Here is a 25,610-nt window from a genome sequence, read left to right on the forward strand (position 1 = left end):
ATACAGCAGTGAAGTTTGATGAATATGCTCTTGTATCTGAAACCCAAGGGAAGAGGTGAATATCAATGGCAATTGGGAAAATGAAGAAGTACAGGGAAATGTTAAGGAATCCTGTCTTGCGTCCACATTTGCCTGAAACTCATCGGATGACGAAATCAAGGACCTTAAGGATGCTGAAAACCCATTCATCCCTCTTTATAAAACCTAATCACGGGAGCGGCGGTAGCGGAATCATCCGAGTCAAGAGACTAAGAAGGGGATTTGAGGTACGGTGCGGCTCAAGTCGGAAAATGGTTCGACGTTCCTCAGTCCTCAAAGCGATTCATTCTTACCGGAAATCAAAGCATCGGTATTTGGTGCAGAAAGGCCTGCGATTAGCGAAGTATCATGGGGTGATCTTTGATATCCGTGTATACCTGCAGAAGCCGAAGAATCATTGGATGATTGCGGGTATGGCCGCCCGTGTTGCCGCACCTCATAAGTTTGTGACCAATTATCAAAAAGGGGGGCATGCCAAATCTCTGCGAAGGGTCCTCTTTAGTATTTTCAAGCATAACCATGCCAAAGTGAATGCCTATGAGCGCAAAATAAAAAAACTATCCATTTCCATCGCCAGAACAGTGAATAAGTGGCATTCCATTCATGAACTAGGGGTTGATCTTGCCATAGACAAGAAAGGCCGGATTTGGATCATTGAAGCTAATTCGCATCCGGGTCATATGCTGTTTACTCAGCTCTCCGATCGCACAATGATCAGGACGATTATGGCAAACAAACGATCCATCGGAATATAAGCTCCATATTGATGATTGCAATGGGAAGGGGAAAAGTTTCAAATGAAAAAAACAAAGGAGCTTAGAAACCTGATCAACTCCGATAAGCTGGGGTTTATTATGGAGGCTCATAATGGCCTGTCTGCCAAAATTGTTGAGGAGGCAGGTTTTAAAGGGATTTGGGCCAGCGGTTTATCGATCTCTGCGGCGATGGGAGTAAGGGATAATAACGAAGCCTCCTGGACTCAGGTGCTGGATGTTCTGGAATTCATGAGCGACGCAACGTCCATTCCGATTCTAATGGATGGGGATACAGGATACGGCAACTTCAATAATGCAAGACGCCTGGTCAAAAAGCTGGAGCAGCGGGATATTGCAGGGGTATGTATTGAAGATAAGCAATTTCCGAAAATGAACTCTTTCATAAACGGCCAATTGCAGCCAATGGCCGATATCGATGAATTTTGCGGCAAAATCAAGGCGATGAAAGATACGCAAATGGACGATGATTTTTTGGTTGTAGCCAGAGTAGAGGCATTTATTACGGGCAGAGGGCTTGACGAGGCGCTGCGGCGGGCTGAAGCATACCGGAAGGCAGGTGCCGATGCGGTGCTCATCCACAGCAAACGGCCGGATATTATGGAGATTGAGGCGTTCATGAAGGAATGGGCGGGAAGATTACCCGTAGTCATCGTGCCTACGAAGTATTACTTGACTCCAACCGACAAGTTTCGGGAACTGGGGATTAGCCTTGTCATTTGGGCCAACCATAATTTGAGATCATCCATCAAAGTCATGAAACAAGTATCCCGCAAAATTTATCAGGAAGAGAGCCTTGCCCATATCGAAAAAGATGTTGCAACACTGGACGAAGTATTCGGGCTTCAAGGGGCAGAGGAACTGCAAGCCGCGGAACAAAAATATCTCCCGGCGCCGAACTCCGGCTCGAATGAGGGAATATGATGGACACGAGAATTTTTGGAGAAGAGCTCCGTAATTTAGGATTTACCTTTTTCAGCGGTGTACCCTGCTCCTACCTGAAAAATTTAATCAATTATGCCATCAACGAAACCGATTACGTTGCAGCGGCCAATGAAGGGGATGCGGTTGCCATCGCATCCGCTGCTTCTTTAGGAGGGCAGAAATCCGTTGTACTTATGCAAAACTCAGGGTTAACCAACGCTGTTTCGCCGCTATCTTCCCTGATCCACCCCTTTCGAATTCCACTGCTTGGGTTTGTCAGCCTTCGCGGAGAGCCGGGTGTTCCCGACGAGCCTCAACATGAACTTATGGGCAGGATCACGACACAGCTGCTGGAATTGATGGAGGTGGAGTGGCAGTATCTCTCCAAAGATTTGGAGGAGGCCCGGAAGCAGCTGATTCACGCCAATGAGCAAATTGCCCGGAATCGACCGTTCTTCTTTGTAGTCAAGAAAGGGACCTTTGACGCTGAGCCTTTGAAAAAGCTACAAAACGCCACTCATTCCAACCAGATCATACGTCATGCCCATAAAGACAATCAGATGCCGGCACGATATGAGGCATTAGCCGTAATCAATGCGGTGAAAGACAGGGACACGGTACAGCTTGCTACCACAGGCAAGACAGGACGGGAATTATATGAAATTGAAGATGCAGGCAACAATCTGTATATGGTGGGCTCTATGGGGTGTATCGGTTCTTTTGGACTTGGGCTCGCCCTGAGTCAGCCTGGCAAAAATATCGTCGTGATTGACGGAGACGGTTCTTTATTGATGCGTATGGGAAGCTTGGCGACAAATGGGTACTACAACCCGAGCAATATGATTCATATTCTTCTCGATAATAACGCTCACGAATCGACAGGCGGACAGAGCACGGTATCCCATAATGTTGATTTCGTAAACATTGCTGCTTCCTGCGGTTATACGAAGTCGATCCATGTCCACAACCTCGAAGAACTGAAAGCTTGTTTGCAACAATGGAAAGAGTCTAAAGGACTTACTTTCCTGTATTTAAAAATATCCAAGCAGTCCAAGGCGCAGCTCGCTCGCCCGAGCATAAAGCCTCACGAAGTAAGAGAACGCCTACAGCGATTTATCCAGAACGATTCCGTAAAGATCAAGGAAGTGGATGGCTCATGAGTTCTGCCGTAAAGAGAAACATTTTGCTGACCCCCGGTCCGGCAACGACTACAGAAAGTGTGAAATGGTCACAGGTCGTTCCGGACATATGCCCTCGCGAGGCTGAATTTGGCGAGGTGATGGAGCATATTTCCACAGAGCTCACCCGCTTGGTTGCGGATCCGGACCATTATCAAACCGTATTGTTTGGCGGGTCGGGCACGGCAGCCGTTGAATCCATGATCAGCTCCGTCCCGGATAACGAAGCCATGATCATTGTCAATAATGGCGCTTATGGGAAACGGATGTGCGAGATCGCCAAGGTCTATGGAATCGATTATTTAGAATTCAGGAGTTCCTTTGATGATGCTATTAATATAGATGCATTAGAGGAGTGCATCCGCTCCTCCGACCGCATGATTTCTCATCTCGCTGTAGTCCATCATGAGACCACAACCGGCCTTCTGAACAAGGTGAAGGATATTGGCTTGTTATGCCAAAAGTATCATATCAACATGATGGTGGACGCGATGAGCTCATTTGCTGCGATCCCGATTCAAATGAAAGAAATGAACATTTCGTTTCTCGCATCAAGTTCCAATAAGAATTTGCAGGGAATGCCCGGCGTTTCGTTCGTGATTGCAGAAAAAAGCAAATTGGATCATTTGAAAGGCAGGAAACCACGAAATTATTATTTGAATTTGTACGCCCAATATCAATATTTCGCTGAAAATGCGCAAATGCGGTTTACACCGCCGGTACAGACTTTGTACGCGCTCAGGCAAGCCATTCAGGAATTAAAGCAGGAAGGCGTGGCACAGCGTTACGATCGATACAAGGAATCCTGGAAAACCTTAATCACTGGTCTGACCAGGCTGGGATTAACCTATCTCGTTCCAGAAGAGCATCATTCCAAGATCATAACCTCCATTCATGAACCTTATGCAGGTTATGATTTTCAATCCATGCATGATTGTTTCTACAGCAAAGGCATTATGATTTATCCCGGCAAACTAGATGAACTGAAGACGTTCCGGATTGCCAATATTGGGGATATTACGTCCAAGGATATCGAGGTGTTTTTGGAATTGCTTGAAAATTATTTAGGCAGCATTTAAGTGAACATGAGAAAGGCGGAGTCCCATGGGATCGGTGACAAAAAATAAATGGTTGAAATATTTGCTTTTGAAGAAGTATGGCCCCCTTGCTCCTTACGTACCCACAACGAAAAGGATGAGCCGACATTCCTTCTGGGCTCTTCTGCGAAAATACCGGCATGTCATTGTTAAACCGGTATGGGGGAGTCGCGGTCGGGGAGTCATTCAAGTCTCGTATTTGGGTAATGACAAGTTTGCCATACACTACGAGAACGTGAGAAAAGTGATTCGAGGAAAAAAGAATATCTATCGTTATATCCGAAAAAAAATAGGGTCTGCCGATTACATGGTTCAACGTAGAATTACTCGCCCGACCATCAACAAACGTCCCTTTGATATGAGAGTCATCGTTCAACGGAAACACCACTCATCCCGATGGGTAGTTACGGGAAAGGTGATCAAGGTTGCGGGCAAAGGTTATATTGTGTCCAATAATACCCGGAGTAAGGGGAAATTGCTTAGGTTTAGGTCGGGTATTCGGAGGTCATCCATTAGGCGTTTGTCTGTCTCCGGTTTGGAATCCAAAATCGATGGAGTTTCAATTCTTTCCGCTAGGAGATTAGGAGCCTTTTTTCCCGGGCACCGTATTTATGGCCTCGACATTGCAACAGATCAGCGAGGGCATGTATCCATTATTGAAGCCAACCTTTATCCGGCCATGTCACATTTCCGTAAGCTAAAGGATAGAAGGGTGTATCGGCGAATACTCTCATATAAGAGAGGTTGATATACAGCCAATGCGTTAGGATTGGAAGTCGCAGAAGGTACTGAGCTAAGCCGAGAATTTGTATGTTAAAGCAAAGAAAAAGGAGAACTGTCATTGCAGTCCTCCTTTTTTACGATTCATTTCTTTTTGGTAGGCATTTTTATTACAAAGAATAAGAGCGATAAGAAGAAAAGGGCTTGTGAAACGTTGACAAATATTCTAATTCCTTCGCCGATTTCTTTTATTCCGAATAATATATCAACTATGGATACCAAACCTGTAGTGATAAGTATGATCAGTGCGAGTATATACACGTTTAGTCCCCCTTGAAGATCAATGTTTTACAGCAGGAAGAATACAATAGCTCTTGCTGCTGCATCACTTAACCATGCCGGAAGTCCAACGGATTGTAAAGCATTGGAGAGGCCATCTTCCGCAGTTCCTGTGAAATCTACCATAATATCTAAAGCTTGCATAAGTACCTGGTAGCTTAGATAATATTTCAACGTTGTTTTCGCGCCGTCTGTTAGCAAAGGAATTTTATCTACGTACTCTTTTATTTGTGCATCCCATGCACGAGAACCAACATTTTTCAGCTTTTTGATCAGTTCCTGTGCAACTTCTTTGGCCAGCTTGGTTTTCCACCCTTGGGTAGTAACATCGCCTGCAGTTGATTTTATGCCAAGCTCAGCTCCAATCGTTCTAAAAAGAGCATCATAATCTACTTGTCTCAGTTCAAGTTCAATTCTTACATCTTGGTTGATTGGACCAGATGGCAATTCGATTTGTGTTTCCGAATTAATAGAATTACCATTCGCAACATGAGCGCTAGCAAAAGCCGGTAGAGAGAATGAGGACAACAAGAGTGCAGATAATGATACGATTCCCAGTTGCTTAACCTTTTTCATAGAATAAGACCTCTTTTCATTATAATTTGGTTGTTACAGGAATATAATAACATTTGGAGTTTTATTTGTATATATATGTAAAAAACGCACTGTAATTAGTGTAATAGTAACATTCGATTGTTGAGCGATTTATGAACGGATGTTGATGGGTTCGTTGGACTTTCTATTTGTATTGTGGAAATCGAGCAAAGGGGAACTCCTGATAGCTACGCTCCTCGGTTGTTTTGCTGTTTTGAAAATCAATCAAATGGAGGAATCAACATGCAAAGGCCATCAATAGGCCGTATTGTCCACTATACCAACACCGAAGGTACAATCTTCACGGCAGTCGTTGTTCATGTTAATCCAGACACTGGTGGATAGTTAACCTGGCTGTGTGGAATGAATTCGACAAACAGTGAAGCGACCACAAACCTGTATTCCTCAGGCGACCGGTCTTCTAATTCGTTTGTTGTTGTAGTAACGAATGTGTTCATCGATCATGGATTCAGCCGCTTCTAGTGTCTGAGGCTTCTCCCAATAGACCTTCTCCGTTTTAGGATGCGAGAAGAAACCCCGTACCTTGAAAAAAGTACAGGGTTTCTCGACAATCCGACCACCCGTCACCCGTTAGACCGGTGACGGGTGGTCGGATTGTTAAAGAATATAAGCTTCCAAAAGATTCTAAATTGCAACTTTCGATGTATAAAATAGGTTTTATTTACATAATTTATCTTTTTAGGGATGTAGTGATACTATAATTAGCGGATTACATATTTACAATTTTTGTATTGCTGGCCAGCATACACGCATGACAAAAAACAAACGAAGAGACCTTAGCGATCTCTCCGCTCTTGTTTAATCGTATAATTCACCGAAACCAGCATATGTAACTACTTTATCATCAACTTCGTTTACAGTGAATCTCATAAAGGCATCTTTTTTTGTCTTACCATGTATGGTAAGCTGCTTTCCTTTATCTTTATTTTGCCCCCATGCATCTGTGTAGCCCCATTGCCATGTATTGTTTCTGATTTCGTGTCTTACCGTGTTATCAATTCCTAAACCATTATCATTCCATTGCCGATAGTTTATTACAGCTTCACTATCTGTTGTGTTAATATCAAATGAACATATTGAATCAAAACTTCTTCCATCTACACGACCTGAAAAATTCCAAGTACATCTTGTGGCTTGAATAGTAATAGTATCAGAATTATTTGGTGGCACTATTGAATTCTCTAAAAACTCGTCATTATCTGGAGCCTTCTGAATTTCTAAAATATCATCATTGATGGTGTGAGGGCTTTCTATTACTCCCCTCATTTCCCCTTCGATATTATCGACCACAAACGGAGCTTCTGATATTGCCCCATTCTTAAAATATATTTTAACTGAGAATTTAGTTGCCTCATTCTTTATTTTTTCACTGTCCGTTATCTCATAATCAGTAATCCCCTCCCTATCAGAGGATAAAGATCTTTGATACAACTCCTTTTTATCATCCAAATTAGAAAATCTATAATCATGAGTAAGTTCCATCATTCTATCTAAATTCTTGTCTTTAACGGCATTTAAATAATCCTCTAAGTAATATTTTTGATCTGAATGAGTATTTTGTGTCTGCATATAATTTTAAGTACAAAATGGAGGGCGATGCCTCTTGCCCCCATTGGTAGTATCGGTGACGGACACCATGCGTTTAAATACAAAAAAACCAACTCTGCTAACGAAGCGGAGAAGACTACACTCATCGGTATTATTCTTATATAATCATGATATTATGTATATGGATGGAAGTCAGTGGCACGTTATCATTTTGGTTATTTGGAATGCGTACAATGAGCTATAATATTTACTTCGATGAAGCGAATAAAATTGATCAGCCGGAAAAAAAGAATTCATATTACGGTGCGTATGGGGGCATCGAACAGGCAATGACAGACCTAACGCAGACGGTTCAACGCTTATATGAAGAGCTGAATACCAAGAGCGGGCTGCATTTCAGGGAATACAATCATGACCAGCACTTGAAGAAATACTTCAAGGTTTCTCTTTAGCGTAATAGCGTGTCTGGAACTTTGCTTGTAGTTGTTTGCCTAGTACAATCCTTTATTATTCTCCACATGGAAAAGCGAAAGAGCGTTAGCAGGACGTATAAGAGAGGAGACACTCATAAATGGGGAAATTATCGTTGGTAGAACGGGTTAATGTGCAGGAAAAGGTAGTCGCCTTTACATTTGACGATGGACCGCACCCGGTATATACGCATCAGTTGCTTGAGATCTTCCGCGGTGCGGACGGACGGGCGACCTTTTTTATGATCGGTCAGGAAATGGAAGCGCATCCAGGGGTTGCGGCGGCTGTGCACCGTGAAGGGCACGAGATCGCCAACCACACCTATTCGCATCCCGATCTGACCAAACTGACGCTGGAGACAGCCAGAGAGGAGCTATTGCGGACAGAGGAGCTCATCCGAGAGGTCACGGGGGAAACGGCACGGATCTTCAGGCCGCCTTATTTCGGGGTGAATGATGACATTCTGTCCCTGGCTGCGGAGCGCGGATACCAGACGATCGGCGCGGTCAATGGCGGGGCAAAGGATTGGGAGAATCCTGGCGTCGATTATATTGTCGAGCACACAAGGCCAACCGTCAGGCCGGGCAGCATCTTGATCTTCCATGACGGATACGGGGAGCGCACCCAGACGGTGGAGGCTGTGCGTGTGCTGGTCGAGGAACTGGCCGCAGAGGGGTATCGCTTGGTCACGGTCAGCGAACTGCTGGATATAGCGGATTGTACGTAAAGCGTCTAACAAGCGAATGGACACCATCTTAGGTGTCCGTTTTTGTATTTGCGAATATCGTCCATGGCATTTACTCGCAAACTTTGCCCGGCACCGCTCTCAGATGATAAGCTGATACAAACTGCATTAGGAGGAGACAATGGACTTTATCAGAAATCAACTAGACGGATTTGGCATCAGCGAACCTGCCATTGGATATCTCTCGAATATGATCATGGTCGTTTTTATCGCCGTGGTCTCGGTATTGGCTAATTTTATCGCAAAAAGAATCGTGCTGCGGACAATCCTTCATATCGTCAATAACCATCGATTCAAATGGGGCCATATCATTGTGGAGAAAAAGCTGTTCCACAAGCTGTCGCATCTCGTACCGGCCATTATTATTTATTATTCTGCTTATGTCTTTCCATCCTATCAGGTCCTGATTGAAAAGGCTGCAATGACGTACATGATTGTGGTGACGATCACTGTATTTAATGCGCTGCTCAATGTGTTTGATGACATATATCGTTCCTATGAAGTATCCAAGATCAGGCCGATCAAAGGATATATCCAGGTTGCCAAGATTATTCTTTTCATCATCGGAGGCATTATCGTCATTTCGAGCCTGATCGGTCAGAATCCATTAATCATTCTCAGCGGGCTTGGCGCGTTATCGGCCGTATTGATGCTGGTCTTTAAAGACTCCATCCTAGGCCTTGTGGCTGGCGTTCAGCTATCGTCGAATGATATGGTGCGTGTGGGCGACTGGATTGAGATGCCGAAATATAATGCGGACGGCGACGTAATCGATATTACCCTAAACACGGTAAAGGTGATGAATTTCGATAAAACGATTACGATGATTCCGAGCTACGCTTTGATTTCGGATTCGTTCAGGAATTGGAGAGGCATGCAGGTATCCGGCGGACGAAGGATTAAGCGAAGCTTTTATATCGATATCAGCAGCATCCGTTTTTGCACCGAGGAAATGATCAGCGAATTTCAGAAGATCCACTACCTTACGGATTATATAACGACAAAATTAAATGAGATCCAAGCGTACAACCTTGAACATGAAATCAATACGGAAAGCAATGTGAACGGCAGGCAACTTACGAATGTGGGCGTATTCAGAGAGTACATCCATCAGTATCTTCGGAATCATCCCAAAATCAATCAGAACATGACGATGATCGTCAGACAGTTGGCGCCGGGAGACACGGGACTGCCGCTTGAAGTATACGCATTTAGCAATGATACCAACTGGGGAGTATATGAATCGATTCAAGCCGATATCTTTGACCATATTTTCGCCGTTGCGCCGACGTTCGGGCTGCGTGCGTTCCAAAACCCAACGGGGCACGATATTGCGCAGCTTAAGGACAGCAGGGAATTTTCACGAGGGTACTCATAAATTCATTCAATTCATACATCGCATATGGCGTGGACTGTTGAACGAAGCGATAAGCCGTTGACCAACTTTTGGTTGATGGCTTTTTTTCGATAAAAGTACTCCGGAATCGCTTCTGTCCCATGCCGAATTGATTCACTCCCGCGTACAGGGGTAGAATAGACAAGTAGGCAAGTAAATTTTTCCATTATCCCCCCAGCAAAGGAGAGATTTCAGATGAACCATCGCATTCCGGAGCATACGTTGAATGATGGCTTAAAGGTGCCCGCAATCGGGCTTGGTACCTACAGCCTGAAAGGGGAAGCCGGCGTCAAATCAATCGCGGGCGCAATAGATGCGGGTTATCGCCTGATCGATACGGCGTATAACTACGAGAATGAGGGAACGGTCGGCAAGGCCATCCGGCAGAGTTCCGTATCCAGGGAAGAGCTCATCATTTGCTCCAAGCTGCCAGGACGTTACCATAGCCATGATAAAGCCATCATGGCTGTAGAGGAATCGCTGTATCGAGCAGGGCTCGATTACTACGATCTGTATTTGATCCACTGGCCGAATCCCAAACAAGATCTGTACGTGGAGGCATGGCAGGCCCTGATTGAGGCCAAAAACCGTGGTTATATCCGCTCGATCGGGGTTAGCAATTTCCTGCCTGAGCATAATGATCGCCTGGTGAAGGAAACCGGCGTGGCACCGAGCTTGAACCAAATCGAGCTCCATCCGTTCTTTAACCAGGGCGATCAGCGGCAAAAGGATGCCGAGTACGGCATCATTGCGGAATCCTGGAGCCCGCTCGGACGCGGCAACGATATCGTACAGGACATTGTGAACGATGAAAAGATCCTCCAGATTGCAGAAACGTATGGCAAAACGGGGACGCAGGTCATTTTGCGCTGGCATACCCAGCTCGGTGCCATTCCGATTCCGAAAGCAAGTTCTCTCCAGCATCAGAAAGAGAACATCGATATTTTCGATTTTGAGCTGACCGCGGAAGAGATGGGAGTCATCTCTTCGTTCAGCCGTGAGGACGGACGGTTGTGGGGACAAGACCCGAGCGAATACGAAGAGTTTTAAATGACATATGGTCGTGAGGATCACCGAGAACGAGGCGGCAAAATACGAGCATGAACCAAAAGCAGCGATTCTCCATCCCAAAGAGAATCGCTGCTTTATTTATGCTTCTAGCAACAAAAGCTTATTAAGCCTGCGTTTTCGGTGCCAGCTCAATCGCCGAACGGATGGCGGCCAGCATGCTTTTGTCGTCGGCAATGTTTTTGCCGGCGATGTCGAAGGCCGTGCCGTGGTCAACCGATGTGCGGATGATGCCGCCTTTGAGGCCAACCGTGATGTTCACGCCTTCCTCGATGCCCATGACTTTGATCGGAGCGTGTCCCTGGTCATGGTAGCAGGCAACGACGATGTCGAAATCGCCGCGGCCCGCACGGAAAAAGAGCGTATCGGCAGGCAGAGGGCCGACGACGTTGATGCCTTCTTGCTGCGCGCGCTCGATGCCTGGCTGCAGCTTCTCTTCTTCTTCGCCGTTGCCGAACAGGCCGTTTTCGCCTGCATGCGGATTAATGCCGCATACCGCAACGCGGGGGTTGTCGAAGCCGGCTTTTTTCAGTGTATCGTGAGCCAGTTTGACGACAGTGTATGTTCTTTCCGGATTGATGCTTTGGATCGCTTCAATCAGTCCCATGTGGGTGGTCAGGTGAATGACGCGTAGATTAGGCGTCGTCAGCATCATGGAGAAATCCTTCGTATCGGTCAGGTCGGCCAAAATTTCAGTGTGCCCCGGGTAGAGATGGCCGCCTTTGTGCAGAGCGGCTTTGTTTAATGGCGCTGTGCAAATGGAGTTAATCTGCTGTTTTTTGGCCAGGTCAACGGCTTTGGCCAGGAACTGGAAGGCGGCATCTCCGGCAATGCCAGATTCTTTTCCGTACTCGAGATCGGCAGGAACGAGGTCGAGGTCGATAACGTCCACGGTGCCGAATTCGTATTTGGCGTCAGCCGGGTCTTGAATCGCATGGATATTCAGGTTCGAGCCGATAATAGGCAGCACGCGTGCCAAAATTTTGGCGTCACCGATAACAAGCGGTTTGCAATTGTCGTAAATCTCCTGATGGCCCAGTGCTTTCATAATGATCTCGGGTCCGATGCCGGCGGCATCGCCCATAGTTATTCCAATAATCGGTTTCATGCTGGAACGCCTCCTTTTAATTTTTGAATGGCATGAATGAACACGTCCGGTTTGCCGAATCCACCTGCTTTGGTGATCACATGCAGGTTGTCGATGCCGATGAATTTGGAGATCGGCACGCCGATTTCGAGCTCGTCCAACAATTCGAATCCGCTAATGTTCCATTTGATGCAAATCTGCTTAGCCGTATCTCCGCCGGTCATCGATACCCCTTTGAACCAGCCCTCTTCCAGCAGCTTGGCGCACACTTCGCCAATGGCCCGCACGATTTCGTTGCTGACCTCCGTGTGGTCGAGACCATTTGCTTCTCCAGTGGCGCGAGCCAATTCGATATCTACCGGCTCTGCGGTAGAGTAGATCACGACGTCTTTGCCTTCCAGCGCTTTCGCTTTGACTTCCTCGTACACGCGGTCAATTTCCACCGTCCGATCTTCGGCTCCCCCCACTGCTTTGAAAGAATGGAACGGGATCGATGTGACGTCCGTTTGTTCCAGCAGCAGCTTGAGTTGTGCGCGTGAGTTTTTGTTCACGCTGCCGACGACGGTAAGAATCGGTCCGCCATTTTCCGGGATGGTCAGCTCGGAGGAGTTGGCCCCCAGATCGTAATGATCGGGAAGGTAATTGGCAATCCCTGCCGATCCTGCCCAAGCAAACGTGTAGTCCAGCTCGCTGGTAATGCTCAGAATTTGTTCCAAATGGTTCTCTTCCGTCGAATCTACGAGCACATAAGGAATGCCCTGCTCCTTGAAGCCTCGCAATTGCTCCTGAATGCGATCTTTTCCTGCCGCAAGGTCGTTGATCGTAATTTCACCGATCTCATACTTCGTTTGCTGTTTCAGCAGATCCGGAAGATAGGAGAGGGTCACCGGCGTTTTCGGATCGTTCGCAATTTCGGTTTCCGCCAGCGGAATACCGTTCAAATAATGTGTGCCGTTCAGGATCGTGCGGTTGTTTTTGGGATAACCCGGAGCGATCATCATGAAATCAGGTTTCACGACGTCGTAGACGGCATCGATCTCGATGCCGATATTTCCGCGCATGGTCGAGTCCATTTTTTTGAAAATGGACTCATATCCGCTTCGCTTCAGCAGCTGGGCTGCGCCAGCGACGCGTTCATAAGCTTTCTCCGCCGCGATGGAACGACTGTCGGTATCAAAGACGACGGCATCGTACTTGGTGATGTGATCCTCGTCCATGTCAAATAATACGCTTGTTTTCAAACCATGACGGGCCAGCTGTACACCGCTGTCATTGGCACCGGTCAAATCGTCAGCAATAATGGCTAATTTCATGCGGCTATCGCCTCCCTGTAAGCTAAATGAATACGAAGTTGCATCAAAATGATGAAGCTCGGTTTATGAAGTCGTTTTCGGTTGATTGTATTTCGCCACGCCGCCTGATTTCTCCAGCCGTTTGGACAGGAAGCCGATGAAGATCGGCAGCAGGATGGCCGTGGTCACTACGCTTGCGGCAATCTGTACAGTAGCGATTTCGGCGATTGGAGCAAAGGATGCGTTTGCAGCTACGATCGCGGCAGGCGTACCTACTGCGTTACCGGCAGTGGAACCTTCCGAAGCGCCAACGATCGGGTTCCATCCAATCGCTTTGAAGAGCAGAAATCCAATCCCGCCCGTAAGCAATACGGTCAGCACGCCAAGCAGAATACCGCTCAGTCCGCCTTGAATGATGGCCGAGAAGTTGATGCCCATACCGAGCGAAAAGGCAAAGAACGGAACCAGCTTGTCGCTGCCTTTATGCAGCCATTCCGCCAGATTGCGGTCCAGGTTGCCAAGAATGACACCTACGATCAACGGCAAAAGTACCGCCACGAAAGACATCGGGGAGAACATGCCGTTGGCAAAGCCCATGGCACCGAAGATGGAGAGTGCAACCATCGTCAGGAACGGGCCGTCGCTCAATGCAAGAAAAGGATAAGCGGCTTTGTCGTCTTCCTTGCCGTACTGGCCGGCCAAGGCAATGTACAGACCGCCGTTGGAGTTCGTCATTGCAGCAATGATGGCAAGTGGCGCAAGGCCAAGAAACAATCCGTTCGAATCAGCGAAGAAAATGGCGATCAAACCTATTATCGCACCAATCCCCCACTTGAACGCAAGCAGCGTGAGACCTTTACCTACAGAAGAACCTGCCGTTTTGAACGTGATTTGCGTTCCGGCGATCAACAGGAACAATGCGATCAGCGTGCTTGAACTATTCACGAACAGCGCTTCGGTGAATCCGCCGATGCGGAGTGCGTTTGGAGCAAACGTATTGATGCATGCGCCGATGAGCAAGGGAACAACCATCATGCCGCCAGGGATACGATCTAATGTCGCTTTGATTTTCATAAGTGATAGCTCCTTAGTAATCGTTTTATAAAAGCGTTTGCAGGGACTATCTTATCTCATGGTGTTTATTTTGGCAACACATAATTACTGTAAATTTAAATACTTCATCGATAATGTTTAAAAATGCAACACTATAGCGTAAAAAAAGGGCGAAAACTTAAAGTCACTCTTTAAGTTTTCGCCATAAGGTGGCTCGGTTGATACCCAAGCGTTCGGCTGCTTTGGATTGATTGTTGTTTTCCTCGCGCAGCACATATTCGATGATTTCTTTTTCGATTTCTTTCAGCGTGCCATCCAATCGGATCGTATTCGAGACCGGACGTTGACGAAGCAGCCGGGATAATGTTTCGGTCGAAATGACGAAATCCCGTTCGTTCAGCGCCGCCTGTTTGACGAGATGTTTCAATTCGCTCACCGTCATTTGTGCCGATTGTTCCCGAATGAAGCGCAGCGCGTCTTCTTTGATTTTTACGGCATTCGTTCCATATTGCTGATGATAACGGCTCAAGAACTGCTGGATTAGAGCCGGCAAGTCCTCCTGCCTGTCGGCCAGGCTTGGCATGATAATCGTATTCAGTTTCATATGGAGGGGCCAGTGATCGTCCAGCGCTTGCTCGCTCAGAATAAACACGCCGATTTTCATGTCCAGGCAGGTCTCGACAAAAGAGAGCAATTCCTGATCCTGAATTCGGTGTTCCACATGGTTAATTTCAACGTTGCGCACTTTCGCTAGCGGAATATTGTGCAAATGGCCGGGAGGAAGCTGCGACATGTCTATCTGCAGGAGCAATCCGCCGTCCGAGTACATTTGATGGAGATGTTTGATCAGGAATGACTTGCCGGAATCCGGCTCGCCAAGCAGATGTATCGCTTCATGCTTTTCATGGAGCGCCTTGGTGTTCTTCAGGACGGCCTGCATGGCCGGCGATTCGGCCACGATCGGTTCGATCGAAGCCTCGGTATATGACTTGATACCGAATTGTGCAAATGAATAAGGATTTCCTTTTTCCATGTAATATATCTTATAGTTTTGGTTATCCAGGGTCGTTTCATGCGCCGTGACTGTCAGTTGGTAGTCGTCCACCATAAAAACGTTTTGTACTTTCGATTGGTGGAACTCCAGGTTGGTGTTAATGATATGAATCTGGTTTTCGGTGAGCGGATTGCGCTCAAAGTCGGCAAGACTCTCGAAGATCACCTTATTATGATCGTTCAAAATGAGCAGGTTCGGATGTTCCTGTGTTGCCAAATTGTTCAGGATCACGGAAGCCGTTTGATTTTGGCTCAGATAACGGTATACGAGCTGTGCGTCTTCCAACGCCCGCATAATCGATTCTTTGCCGGACTGGATCAGGAAACCTTCCAATCCATAGGTCTTTGCCGTATTGACGGTGATGACGTCGCCGACAATCTGTCGGTAACCGGATGCCTTCAGCTCCAGCAGCAGCGGAGCCACTTCCTCGGAGCTGTTGATCGTATACACTTTCAAAGGCAGGTCCATCAGATCAATGATTGCCTGCGCGCCGGACGTGATGTTGGAAAAACCGACAATGGCGGTAAGGCCGTTGAATTGGCTGGCCAATGTCAAGGAACGAATCATGTCGTATCCCGACAGCTGCACGTCAATGACGGGGATGGACACGGCATGTTTGATCAATTTGGCCGTTCCTCCGCGGCTGATGATGATCTGCGCTCCGTTTTTTTCCGCTTCGACGGCGTGTTCCACGCCTTTGGCCAAGTCGCCCACGTTCAGCTTGACGGCCAATTGGGGGAATTGGGGAATGCAATCTTGTATGATAGGAATCATCGCTTCGTAAGGAGCGACAATGTGAACTCGTGTACGCATAGTGATCCTGCCTTTTAATCAATATCGCCATTCATCAAGAGGATCGGTGATCCCAATGAATGAGCGCTTCCCTTATTATAGCCAACTTACAAGAGGAAGGCACCTATGTGTATATTGACGATGAGCTGGCTCGTGTGAACGCGACGGAGATTTGAACGGAGAAATAGAAAGAGGGAACACAATTAATTCACATTTTCACTAATCTATTAATAAATATATATATTTTGCAATGTGACAAAAAATGCCTTACTTCGACAAGGAGGACCCTTTAATATGAGGTTTAGTGTAGGGTTTGGAGCACCAAGTCGCTATACTTAATTCCAGAGAAGGGGGATGTTAATGTATATATTCACAAATTAGTGAAAACGCATTCTTTTTGAAGTGAATGGAATTGGGGCATTCGGAATGATTGGCTTTTTTTATTTTGTAAGCGCTTCACATAAGAGTGACTCGTTAAATTACGGAGATATCGATTCGTAATATATCATCCAAAATGAAGGGAGATTGGCCCGATCATGCAGCATATTCATAAACGATGGAACAAGCTGGGTTCGATGTTGTTGGTTTTCGTGCTATTGGCCGTTACTTTGGGAAGCGGGAACGCGTTGGGCGCCGCAAGCTCGTCGACCACTTCGAACACAACCCGGGTTTCCGTGCACGACCCGTCGATCTATTACGATTCAGCTACGAACAAATACTATATTTACGGTTCGCATCTGGCTCAGGCCAGCAGCACGGATCTTAGGAACTGGTCGTATGAAGGAACACAGGGATACGCCAACAGCACCCTGTACGCACCGTCCACGTTTGAAGGGTATTACTACCTCAAAAATAAAAACAGCGGCTTGTACCTGGACGTGGCCGACGGCTCGGCCGCGGACGGAACAAGCCTTCGTCAATGGTCCTATAACGGTTCCGATGCGCAGAAATTCAGAATCATGCATTACGGGAACGGGGACTACTACCTGCTTACGGCCAATTCGGCCTACAAAAGCGCTATTGACGTCAATGGCGGATCGGCTACGGATGGTGCTCCGATTGAGCAGTGGGCATATTGGGGCGGTGCGATGCAGCTGTTCCGGATTCAGCAAAATGCGGACGGCACGGTCGCATTCCTGACCAAGGCATCCGGGTATACCGGGGCGTTGGATGTGGCTGGCGGCAGCACGACTGCCGGAGCAAGCATACAGCAATGGAACTACTGGGGAGGAGATATGCAGAAATGGGAGCTGGTCAAAGCAGGCGGCACCGGCAATGCGTCCCGCAGCGCCGGGGCGGCGCTGACGTCCGCTCTGGCGGTATCGTATGCTTGGGCCGGATATAACGATCAGGACAGCTCCGGCGGCCATGCGGTATGGGCACCGGCTTCGCCGATCTACAATGCTTCCTATACGTGGGCAGACGGTTCCAAGGGCGCCTACATGTTGTATTACTCCACGTCTTCGACCTATATTCGCTCAGCCATCGGTTTTGGCGTATCCAAGTCCGTAAAGGGGCCATACGAGTACATTGATACCATCATTTACTCGGGCTTCACCAGCGGAAGCAATCCAATAACGACCACGTCATCCCTCGGCTCCAAAACGGTAAACACGTGGTACCAGAATACCAACATTCCCGAGCTGATCGACAAAGGCACGCTTTCCGGCACGCGGAGCGGCTGGTTCCTGGGCAATGGCGGTTACAACAATACGTTATTCCCGAATGCCATCGATCCTACATTGACTTACGATAGTTCCGGAAAACTGTGGATGAGTTATGGATCTTGGTCAGGGGGAATTTACATTCTTCAGATCAATCCGGATACAGGGCAGCCGATCTATCCGGGATCGGATAGCGGCAATACGGACCGTTATTTCGGGAAACGCATTGCGGGCGGTTACGGCAAAACCGGAGAAGCGCCGTACATCATTTATGACAAGGATGCAGGCTACTACTACCTTTATGTGACGTACGGCGGTTTGGCCAATGAAGGCGGGTATCATATTCGCGTGTATCGTTCCACAACGATCGACGGAACATATACCGATGCTGCCGGCAATCAGGCAGTCTATGCATCCGCTTCCGTCGATCAGTCGACCCGGGGAGTGAAGCTCTTCGGCAACTATGCGTTGGCCGGCATACCGCTCGGGTACAAATCGGGCGGGCATAATTCCGCATTCGTCGATACGGATGGTGCGAGGTACTTGATTTACCATACCCGCTTCAATAATGGGACCGAGTACCATGAGGTTCGGGCGCATCAGCAATTTTTGAACGCCGACAAATGGCCGGTGACGGCCGTATACGAATTTTTGGGCAGCAGCATCTCTTCCACCGGATATAGCGCGAGCGACATGACGGGAACGTACCAATTCGTCAATATGGGGCTGGATGCTTCCATTAGCGGCGTGGGCATGCTTCCGACCCGAAGCGTGACGCTGAACGCCAACGGGACGATTACCGGCGACGTGACAGGCACATGGTCGAACACCGCCGGTACGTATTACTGCACCATGGTCATTAACGGGGTGACGTATAAAGGCGTATTCTTCAAACAAAAAAATGAGCTGTCCAGCCATAACGAAGTGATGACATTCTCACTGATCGGTTCCAACAACCAATCCATCTTTGGTTCCAAATAGGATCATCTGCGATCGGCGATGCCAGTTCCCTTTGGATTAGGCGTGTGATATTGATCACGGAAACAGTGCCTGCCGTTTTCCAAAATAACCATAGTGAAGTGATGCTGTGTTTAGGGAAAAGGAGGCACGATCATAGATGGCAGGAAGCCGCGAAATGGTTCAACCTGATTACATTATCGAACAAGTCGTCGACCGGTTCCCGTGCAGGGCACTGTGGAGCGAAGGCCGCCCTTGTCTGGAGTATCAACGGGAAGGCGATCTGGTGCAGATTGCGGAATATGTTCGAGAGCACTTTGGAGTCGAGCTGCTGGACGTCTTTTTCACCGCCGTGGAGAGTCTTCCGCTTGAACCGTGATGAACTGATGACTACATGCAACAGGAGCCCAAATAATCAACACAAACGCAATAGAAAAACTCACGAGACAGATGGCCGCAAGGCCTGGCATCTCGTGAGTTTTTTAATCCTGCCTTCATGCGCAGGTGATGCGGTCGGGAAGACAGGATGTCCTATGCCTGCAATTTGAAGCGGCTGATCAGCTCGCCCATCCGGATGACGCTGGCCTTGACCTGTTCGGACTGGTCGGATACGTCGCCGGATTGTTCTGTTGCCGATACCATCTGTTCGGCAATATGCTGCGTGGACACGGCCGATTGTTCGCTGGCTGCGGCAATTTCCTGAATGGAGCGAACCATCGTTTCAATGGATTCATTCGTCTCCTGTATGATGTGGAACAAACTTGCCGATGCATTTTTGTTCTGGTTTGCATGCTGTGCGTACTGTTCTGCCGTTTCTTGAAGCAGCATCGCATTTTCATTGACTTGTTCGGACACCCAGGCGAGCAGTTCCCGAACATGGGAGGACAAGTTGGTAACGGAATCGACGACCTCAACGGTCACCTGCTGGATTTGATCGGCAGCCTGGCGGGAGCCGTCCGCAAGCTTGCGGATCTCATCGGCCACGACCGCAAAACCTCTGCCGGCGTCTCCGGCTCGTGCGGCTTCAATCGAAGCGTTGAGGGCCAGCAAATTGGTTTGTGCCGAGATGTTCAGGATGGACTGGGAGAGCAGGCTGATTTGATCCACCGCCTGCGCACGCACTAAAGCATTGCTCAACCGGGTCTCGGTTTGTTGATACACTTGTTCCGCGGCCTTGCCGGATTCCTCTGCACGGGCTACCAACTGATGAGCTTGTTCAATGCTTTCTTCGGCTTGGACCACGCTCTCCTGGGCTTTGCTGCCGATAAAATGGGCCGATTCACGGATGTTATCCGCCGATGAGTTCATCGTTTCCGTATACGCGGACGTCTCCTGCATCGTGGCTGACAGCTGCTCTACGGTAGCGGAGACGTCCAGCACGCTTTTGTTCAGCTCCTGCATGCTGGCATTGGTGTTTTCGCTCATCGCATGAATGGAGCGGGATTCTTCCGCTACGCCCGTAATGATATTCACCGTGCTTGCCGTCATTTGGTCAATGGAGCGGGCGATGACGCTGATCTCGTTTTTCCCCTGTAATAGCTCGGGATTCAATGTCGCATACATGCGCCCTGCCGTGATTTCCTGGCAATACTGGGTGATGCCTTTCATTCGGCGGTGAAGGTTGCGAACGGTGATCCAGGTCGCGCCGACCATAAGAACCAGAAGAATGACTTGAAGGAAGCCGAGTATGCTGGCATGGTTTTGTATGTTGGTTTCGGTTTGTTCGAACAGGGCGGCCGATTGTGCTTCATTGTACTCGGCCAGAGCGGTTAACGATTCAACGATCGCGGTGCTGTTCGAGTTGATGCGATTGCGTTCCTCCTGGTCGTAGGTGCCGGTATTTTTCTTGGCCTCCATAATCTTTTCGATATCTGCATAGTATGTATCCAGCTTTTGCTTCAAGTCGCCGTACATGCCCTGTTCTTGCTCGTTAAGATGTTGTGAGGAATAGCTGTTCAAGCCTTCGGACACGAGCCCTTTTCCTTTTTGAACCTGTTGATATTGCTTGTCCGTGTATTCCGATTTATCAAGCACCTTGGTATAGTTGGCACGCATGTTGTAGAAGTCGGCTTTGATGCCGAGAATGATGGCTTGATGCTGGAACCGGTCCTTGTATAACGTTTCCTGACCGTCCTGCGCGTCTTTCATGCCGTCCATGCCGACGAGAAATACGACGAACAAGGCGATCACGTTGAAACTGACCATCAAAATGAAGGTTGTCGTCAGCTTCAGGCGGTTTAGCCAAGCGAACCTGCCTGAAGAAGATGGTTCCGAATCGGATTTGCGAAACATATAGAATCCCCCTTGTTGTATCGATCCGTGCCGTGATTGGGCCGGATGTAATGCTATCCTGCTCAAGCATCGTGCACTTGCCACGAATCGTGATATCTATATGGATATATCGGAATATGGGACATTATGGAACAGGTAGAAAGTGGATGATTTTTAAATAAATGATTTAATATTGAAAGTTGTTATATGTTTGAATCGTCATAGAAAAATGAAACCTCTGATGTAAATTCATGTATTATAGTAAAAATGGTTACTTACTGTAGGAGGTACGGACATGGGCGTGTGGACGAGATTCAGGGATGTCATGAAGGCAAATGTAAACCATCTGCTGGAACGGGCGGATGATCCGGAGAAGGTTGTGGATGCATGCATGCGAAGCATGAACAGCGATCTGGGCCAGGTTAAGGCAGAAACTGCAGGCGTATTGGCTGAAGAGAGCCGGGCGAAGCGGGCGGTGGATGAGTGCGCAGCAGAAATCCGGAAACTCCAGCGGTATGCCGAAAAATCGGTTCAGGACGGCGATGAGGACAGGGCAAGAGGATTTCTGGAGAAGAAAGTAAAGCTGGCGGGTAAAATGAGCGAGCTTCAGGCGGCCCATGAACGGGCGTCGGCCAAAGCGAAAATGATGAAACACATGCAGGATAAGCTGGTATCCGATCTGAATCGGCTTGAATCCAGGCATGCGGAGCTCAAGGGAAAAATGGCCGATGCTCGGGCGCAGCAGCAGGCAAATGAACGGAATGCCGCGCTGCGGAGTGCGGATGCTGCCTTTAAAGCGATGGAGGAAAAGGCAAATCAGGCGCTAAATGAAGCAACGGCGCTTGCCGAGTTGCGTGCAGAAGCACAAGGCGACGATTTGGATGAATTGATTGCGCAGCTGGAGCGCGAGATGAATGCTGAGCCACGCGGTGGAAACGAGGCACTCACAACCGAGGAGGAGCTCCGGGCCCTGCAAGAACAGCAAAGGAAGTAATCGGCAGCTTTGCGTAACTTGACTTGTATGGAAGGAGCAAACGACCGATATTACAGACATGGGGGTGGGCAAATGCCTGTCATTGAATATAAATGCCCCAATTGCGGCAGCGGCATGATGTTTGACAGCGTTACAGGAGCATTGTCCTGTCCGAGCTGCGGACGGAAGGACGACATTGAGCAGCTTCCAGACCCTTTGAAGCGGCAGGTCTTCGAGGCAGGAGAGGTGAAGGAGTACCATTGCACCAGCTGTGGAGCCGTTATCGTAACCGAACCGGAGACAAGCGCCACGACATGCAGCTTCTGCGGATCGGCGGTGGTGCTGGCGGACCGATTGAGCGGGGAGTTGGCGCCTGCCAAGGTCATTCCGTTTTCGATTGGAAAGGAAGAGGCGAAGCGAGCGTTTAAAAAATGGTGCAAAAACGGCCTGTTGACACCAAGCGGTTTCATGACGGCGAATCGGGTAAAAGAAATGAGCGGAATCTATGTGCCGTTCTGGATGTACGAACTCAACAATGTTGCTGACGTAAGTGGTCACGCCACCAAAGTAAGGATGTATACCCAGGGACAATATCGATACACGGAAACGGATCACTACGAGATCTATCGGAAGGTGCGTGCCAATTTCGTCAATCTGCCGGTGGATGCTTCGGCGAAGATGGACGATGCGTTGATGGATAAGCTGGAGCCGTTTCCCTATAAGGAGCTGAAGGCTTTCAAGACGGCATATCTCGCCGGTTATACCGCCGAGAAGTACAGCTACGATGATGAAGAGCTGCTTCCGCGAGCCAAATCCAAGGTACGTCCATACATTGAATCTTATATATCTTCAACCATTACGGGGTATACGACGAGGACGCTGGGCAGCATGTCCGTGCAGACGAAGGTGGAGCATTCGGATTACATATTGTTGCCGGTATGGATGGTTTCCTATGACTATAACCATAAGGAATACAAGTTTGCCATGAACGGTCATACGGGCAAAGTCGTTGGCAAGCCGCCCATCAGTAAATGGAAGGTGACAGGCTGGTTTGCGGGGATCACGGGCATTTCTTTCCTTGCATTGAAAGCGGCGATTTGGTTGCTGGGAGGAGGTTTGTCATGAAAGCGGGGGCAGGGCTGATTTTATTAGTGTTTCTTTCCGTCATTGGCTTCGGATCGCTTGTATTGATTCCGGTATCGGCAGCTGCGGTCACGGGTGGGAAAACCTTGATTTACGATGAAGCTTCGTTGCTAAGCTCAAGGGAGCGAGAGGAACTGAACGAACTAGCAAACGAGCTTGGGACAGAAAGGCAAACCGATATTATCGTTTATACTACACTCAATGAAAGCAATGAAGATGTTCAGCAAATCACAGAGGATTTTTACGATGAGCAGGCTCCCGGATACAGCAAAAAGCACGGGAATGCCGTCATTATGACGCTGGATATGTTGAATCGCGACATTTATATTGCCGGATTTTACAAAGCGGAGACTTATCTGAACGACTCCAGGCTGGATCGGATTCGCGACCAGATTACGCCATCCTTGTCCAGCGGGGACTACAAAACAGCTTTTGAAACATATATCAGGTCATCCTACGATTACTTGGGGGTGGCTCCTGAGACGGATTCGGGTACATCCGGGTCTTCAGGTTACAACGGAGCAGGTTCCTCGAACAATCATTATAGCTATGGGGGGGCAAGTGGTTCGTCAAAAGTGGACCATCTGCTGGCCAACACCTGGGTGCAGCTAGGTATTGCGGCGCTGATCGGTGCAGTTTCTGTTGGCGTTATGGCATATCGTTCCGGTGGACGGGTCACGGTGAATGCGCATACGTACCAGGATTTTAATTCCTCGGCCTTGCTGGACCGGGAGGACCGGTACATTCGGACCAGCGTTACCAAGGAACGCATACCGGACAACAACAATAACAACAATTCTGGCGGAGGCGGCGGGGGTACGACCAGTGGCGGGCACTCTCACAGCGGCAGCCGGGGATCTTTTTAGGATGATGGCGGCTTATTGATTTCAGGAAAGGAAGGGATAAGGATGGGTTTTTTCAGGAACCAATTTGCAAACGTGGTGGAATGGGAAGAATTCAGGGATGACATGATTTTTTGGAAATGGAGCAACCGGGAAATCAAAAAAGGCAGCAAGCTGGTGATCCGTTCGGGGCAGGATGCCATTTTCCTCAACAACGGCAAAATCGAAGGCATATTCGAGGATGAAGGTTCGTTCAGTATCGAATCGGACATCATTCCGTTTCTGTCTACATTAAAAGGATTCAAATTCGGCTTCAACAGCGGCATGCGGGTTGAGGTGCTGTTCGTCAACACCAAAGAGTTCACCGTACGGTGGGGCACGCAGAGCCCGATTCTGATCCCGACGCCGCAGCTTCCCGGTGGCATGCCGATCCGAGCGAACGGCACGTTTAATTTCAAAGCGAGCGACTATGTCACACTGATCGATAAAATTGCGGGCATTAAACAGAGCTATCTCGTCGAGGACGTCAAAATCCGCATGACCGCCGTATTGGATCAATTGCTTATGAAGTGGATCAGCCGGGAAGGCAAGGACATGTTCAACCTGCAGGCCAATGCCGCCGAAATTGCGCGTGGAATCCGCGAGGATCTGGACATGGAAATGATGGACATCGGCATTGGCATTACCGGTTTCCAAGTTATGAGCTTTAATTATCCGCAAGAAATCCAGGACATGATTACGAAAACGGCCTCCCACGAAATGATCGGTAACCTCCAGAAGTACCAGCAGGTCAGCATGACGGACGGCATCGCTTCGGGCAAGGTGAAGGGTGGGGGAGCAGCTTCGGACATGGCAAGCATGATGATGGGCATGAACATGGCGAACGAAATGCTCAAGAACATGAATCAGGGCAATGCAGGTCAACATCAGAACCCGAACCAGCAGCAAGAAGCCGGTCAGTCCAATGCGCAGGGAGGAAGCGCCCCTTCTTCCAATGCACCGAATTTTTGTCCGAATTGCGGAACCAAAAACGAAGGCTCCAAATTTTGTCCGAACTGTGGTCATAAACTGGGGTAACACGAATGTCTCCCGCCGGGGAGGCGGTATAAGCTGGCGGACGGGTGAACTTGCACCCGGTGGCCGGCTTTTTTTGTCCCCCTGTAGTTGTACGGCAAGGCATTACCCGCCGGGTGGAAAACAATGATTTATTTTTAGTTGAAAAGTGTTGACAAAGTGAACGAGATATATTATCTTTAAATCAAGATATTTAATATAAAATAAAACAAACACCACAATAAAGGAGAGATCAAGATGATTATTCCAATGCTGGACAGAATCAACGAGTTGTCGAGACAGGCGAAAGAGAATGGTTTGACGGAAATGGAGAAAATGGAGCAGGCCCGCCTGCGCCGGGAATATCTTCAGGTCTTCCGCGGCTCGGTCAACGACATTCTGCTGAACGCAACCATCTATGATCCGAATGGCGATGACGTCACTCCTGACAAACTGAAAGCGAGACAGGAAGAAATCGCGAAAGACAAAGAATAAATTTTTTTACTCATATATCTT

At 48.3% G+C, this 25,610-nt stretch carries 24 protein-coding genes; 16 read left to right on the top strand and 8 right to left on the bottom strand.

Going from position 1 to position 25,610, the window contains the following annotated elements; genetic code table 11:
* Positions 1-65 precede the first annotated feature (65 nt).
* Genes SNR34_RS01020 through SNR34_RS01040 form a run of 5 tightly spaced genes read left to right on the top strand, consistent with a single transcriptional unit; the run spans position 66 to position 4,759 of the window.
* Positions 66-794 carry a YheC/YheD family protein gene (locus SNR34_RS01020; RefSeq protein ID WP_486180955.1) on the top strand — a complete coding sequence of 243 codons (729 nt, stop codon included), beginning with the start codon at positions 66-68 and terminating at the stop codon, positions 792-794.
* Between the two features lie 42 nt (positions 795-836).
* Positions 837-1,736, top strand: a complete 900-nt coding sequence (aepX, locus tag SNR34_RS01025) for a phosphoenolpyruvate mutase (protein WP_236420360.1) — start codon at positions 837-839, stop codon at positions 1,734-1,736.
* Positions 1,733-2,896 carry a phosphonopyruvate decarboxylase gene (gene aepY / locus SNR34_RS01030; RefSeq protein WP_486180956.1) on the top strand — a complete coding sequence of 388 codons (1,164 nt, stop codon included), beginning with the start codon at positions 1,733-1,735 and terminating at the stop codon, positions 2,894-2,896. The genes aepX and aepY overlap by 4 nt, the downstream gene beginning before the upstream one ends.
* Positions 2,893-3,993, top strand: a complete 1,101-nt coding sequence (locus tag SNR34_RS01035) for a 2-aminoethylphosphonate aminotransferase (protein WP_486180957.1) — start codon at positions 2,893-2,895, stop codon at positions 3,991-3,993. The genes aepY and SNR34_RS01035 overlap by 4 nt, the downstream gene beginning before the upstream one ends.
* A gap of 25 nt (positions 3,994-4,018) precedes the next feature.
* The gene (locus SNR34_RS01040) at positions 4,019-4,759 is read left to right on the top strand and encodes a YheC/YheD family protein (protein ID WP_236420357.1); all 741 of its coding nucleotides are present in this window, start codon (positions 4,019-4,021) and stop codon (positions 4,757-4,759) included.
* A gap of 320 nt (positions 4,760-5,079) precedes the next feature.
* On the opposite strand, the gene SNR34_RS01045 is transcribed toward SNR34_RS01040, so the two are convergent.
* The 3 genes from SNR34_RS01045 to SNR34_RS01055 all read right to left on the bottom strand — a co-directional run bounded on the left by SNR34_RS01045 (position 5,080) and on the right by SNR34_RS01055 (position 7,254).
* Complete coding sequence (locus SNR34_RS01045; protein ID WP_486180958.1) at positions 5,080-5,646, bottom strand: hypothetical protein; 567 nt, start codon at positions 5,644-5,646, stop codon at positions 5,080-5,082.
* Between the two features lie 423 nt (positions 5,647-6,069).
* Positions 6,070-6,252, bottom strand: coding sequence for an IS3 family transposase (locus tag SNR34_RS01050; RefSeq protein WP_486180959.1), 183 nt, complete (start codon positions 6,250-6,252; stop codon positions 6,070-6,072).
* Between the two features lie 231 nt (positions 6,253-6,483).
* Positions 6,484-7,254: a hypothetical protein gene (locus SNR34_RS01055; RefSeq protein ID WP_486180960.1), complete on the bottom strand. Its 771-nt coding sequence runs from the start codon at positions 7,252-7,254 to the stop codon at positions 6,484-6,486.
* Positions 7,255-7,457: 203 nt separating this feature from the next.
* Here SNR34_RS01055 and SNR34_RS01060 point away from each other — a divergent pair, with 203 nt between their 5' ends.
* The 4 genes from SNR34_RS01060 to SNR34_RS01075 all read left to right on the top strand — a co-directional run bounded on the left by SNR34_RS01060 (position 7,458) and on the right by SNR34_RS01075 (position 10,895).
* Positions 7,458-7,685, top strand: coding sequence for a hypothetical protein (locus tag SNR34_RS01060; RefSeq protein WP_486180961.1), 228 nt, complete (start codon positions 7,458-7,460; stop codon positions 7,683-7,685).
* A gap of 119 nt (positions 7,686-7,804) precedes the next feature.
* Positions 7,805-8,431, top strand: a complete 627-nt coding sequence (locus tag SNR34_RS01065) for a polysaccharide deacetylase family protein (RefSeq protein ID WP_486180962.1) — start codon at positions 7,805-7,807, stop codon at positions 8,429-8,431.
* Positions 8,432-8,570: 139 nt separating this feature from the next.
* A complete protein-coding gene (locus SNR34_RS01070) occupies positions 8,571-9,827 on the top strand; it encodes a mechanosensitive ion channel family protein (protein WP_486180963.1) in 1,257 nt (418 codons plus the stop codon).
* A gap of 213 nt (positions 9,828-10,040) precedes the next feature.
* Complete coding sequence (locus SNR34_RS01075) at positions 10,041-10,895, top strand: aldo/keto reductase (protein ID WP_486180964.1); 855 nt, start codon at positions 10,041-10,043, stop codon at positions 10,893-10,895.
* Positions 10,896-11,019: 124 nt separating this feature from the next.
* Here the strand turns inward: SNR34_RS01075 and pdxA are convergent, their stop codons facing one another.
* The 4 genes from pdxA to SNR34_RS01095 all read right to left on the bottom strand — a co-directional run bounded on the left by pdxA (position 11,020) and on the right by SNR34_RS01095 (position 16,212).
* Entirely contained in the window at positions 11,020-12,021 is a 1,002-nt protein-coding gene (gene pdxA, locus SNR34_RS01080; RefSeq protein ID WP_339275562.1) for a 4-hydroxythreonine-4-phosphate dehydrogenase PdxA, read from the bottom strand.
* Positions 12,018-13,313, bottom strand: a complete 1,296-nt coding sequence (locus SNR34_RS01085; protein ID WP_486180965.1) for a four-carbon acid sugar kinase family protein — start codon at positions 13,311-13,313, stop codon at positions 12,018-12,020. Before SNR34_RS01085 ends, pdxA begins: the two co-directional genes overlap by 4 nt.
* Positions 13,314-13,376: 63 nt before the next feature.
* Positions 13,377-14,366: a 2-keto-3-deoxygluconate permease gene (locus SNR34_RS01090; protein ID WP_236420349.1), complete on the bottom strand. Its 990-nt coding sequence runs from the start codon at positions 14,364-14,366 to the stop codon at positions 13,377-13,379.
* 163 nt (positions 14,367-14,529) lie between these two features.
* Positions 14,530-16,212 (bottom strand): PrpR N-terminal domain-containing protein, encoded by a 1,683-nt coding sequence (locus SNR34_RS01095; protein WP_339275566.1) that lies wholly within the window; start codon positions 16,210-16,212, stop codon positions 14,530-14,532.
* 515 nt (positions 16,213-16,727) lie between these two features.
* Here SNR34_RS01095 and SNR34_RS01100 point away from each other — a divergent pair.
* Both SNR34_RS01100 and SNR34_RS01105 read left to right on the top strand, forming a co-directional pair.
* Complete coding sequence (locus SNR34_RS01100) at positions 16,728-18,836, top strand: RICIN domain-containing protein (RefSeq protein WP_486180966.1); 2,109 nt, start codon at positions 16,728-16,730, stop codon at positions 18,834-18,836.
* A 136-nt stretch (positions 18,837-18,972) separates the two neighbouring features.
* Positions 18,973-19,191 (top strand): hypothetical protein, encoded by a 219-nt coding sequence (locus SNR34_RS01105; protein ID WP_236420346.1) that lies wholly within the window; start codon positions 18,973-18,975, stop codon positions 19,189-19,191.
* Between the two features lie 152 nt (positions 19,192-19,343).
* Here the strand turns inward: SNR34_RS01105 and SNR34_RS01110 are convergent, their stop codons facing one another.
* Positions 19,344-21,104: a methyl-accepting chemotaxis protein gene (locus SNR34_RS01110; RefSeq protein WP_236420345.1), complete on the bottom strand. Its 1,761-nt coding sequence runs from the start codon at positions 21,102-21,104 to the stop codon at positions 19,344-19,346.
* A gap of 274 nt (positions 21,105-21,378) precedes the next feature.
* Between SNR34_RS01110 and SNR34_RS01115 the strand changes: the two genes are divergently transcribed.
* The 5 genes from SNR34_RS01115 (at position 21,379) to SNR34_RS01135 (ending at position 25,589) form a co-directional block, all read left to right on the top strand.
* Positions 21,379-22,077: a PspA/IM30 family protein gene (locus SNR34_RS01115; RefSeq protein ID WP_236420344.1), complete on the top strand. Its 699-nt coding sequence runs from the start codon at positions 21,379-21,381 to the stop codon at positions 22,075-22,077.
* 72 nt (positions 22,078-22,149) lie between these two features.
* Positions 22,150-23,181: a TFIIB-type zinc ribbon-containing protein gene (locus SNR34_RS01120; RefSeq protein ID WP_486182377.1), complete on the top strand. Its 1,032-nt coding sequence runs from the start codon at positions 22,150-22,152 to the stop codon at positions 23,179-23,181.
* Positions 23,178-24,065: a TPM domain-containing protein gene (locus SNR34_RS01125; protein ID WP_486180967.1), complete on the top strand. Its 888-nt coding sequence runs from the start codon at positions 23,178-23,180 to the stop codon at positions 24,063-24,065. Before SNR34_RS01120 ends, SNR34_RS01125 begins: the two co-directional genes overlap by 4 nt.
* Before the next feature lie 42 nt (positions 24,066-24,107).
* On the top strand, positions 24,108-25,118 hold the full coding sequence (locus SNR34_RS01130; RefSeq protein WP_486180968.1) for an SPFH domain-containing protein: 1,011 nt from the start codon (positions 24,108-24,110) through the stop codon (positions 25,116-25,118).
* Positions 25,119-25,352: 234 nt separating this feature from the next.
* On the top strand, positions 25,353-25,589 hold the full coding sequence (locus tag SNR34_RS01135) for a DUF896 domain-containing protein (protein ID WP_438286885.1): 237 nt from the start codon (positions 25,353-25,355) through the stop codon (positions 25,587-25,589).
* The last annotated feature ends 21 nt before the right edge of the window (positions 25,590-25,610 follow it).

This window comes from Paenibacillus sp. XP01 (assembly GCF_057364885.1).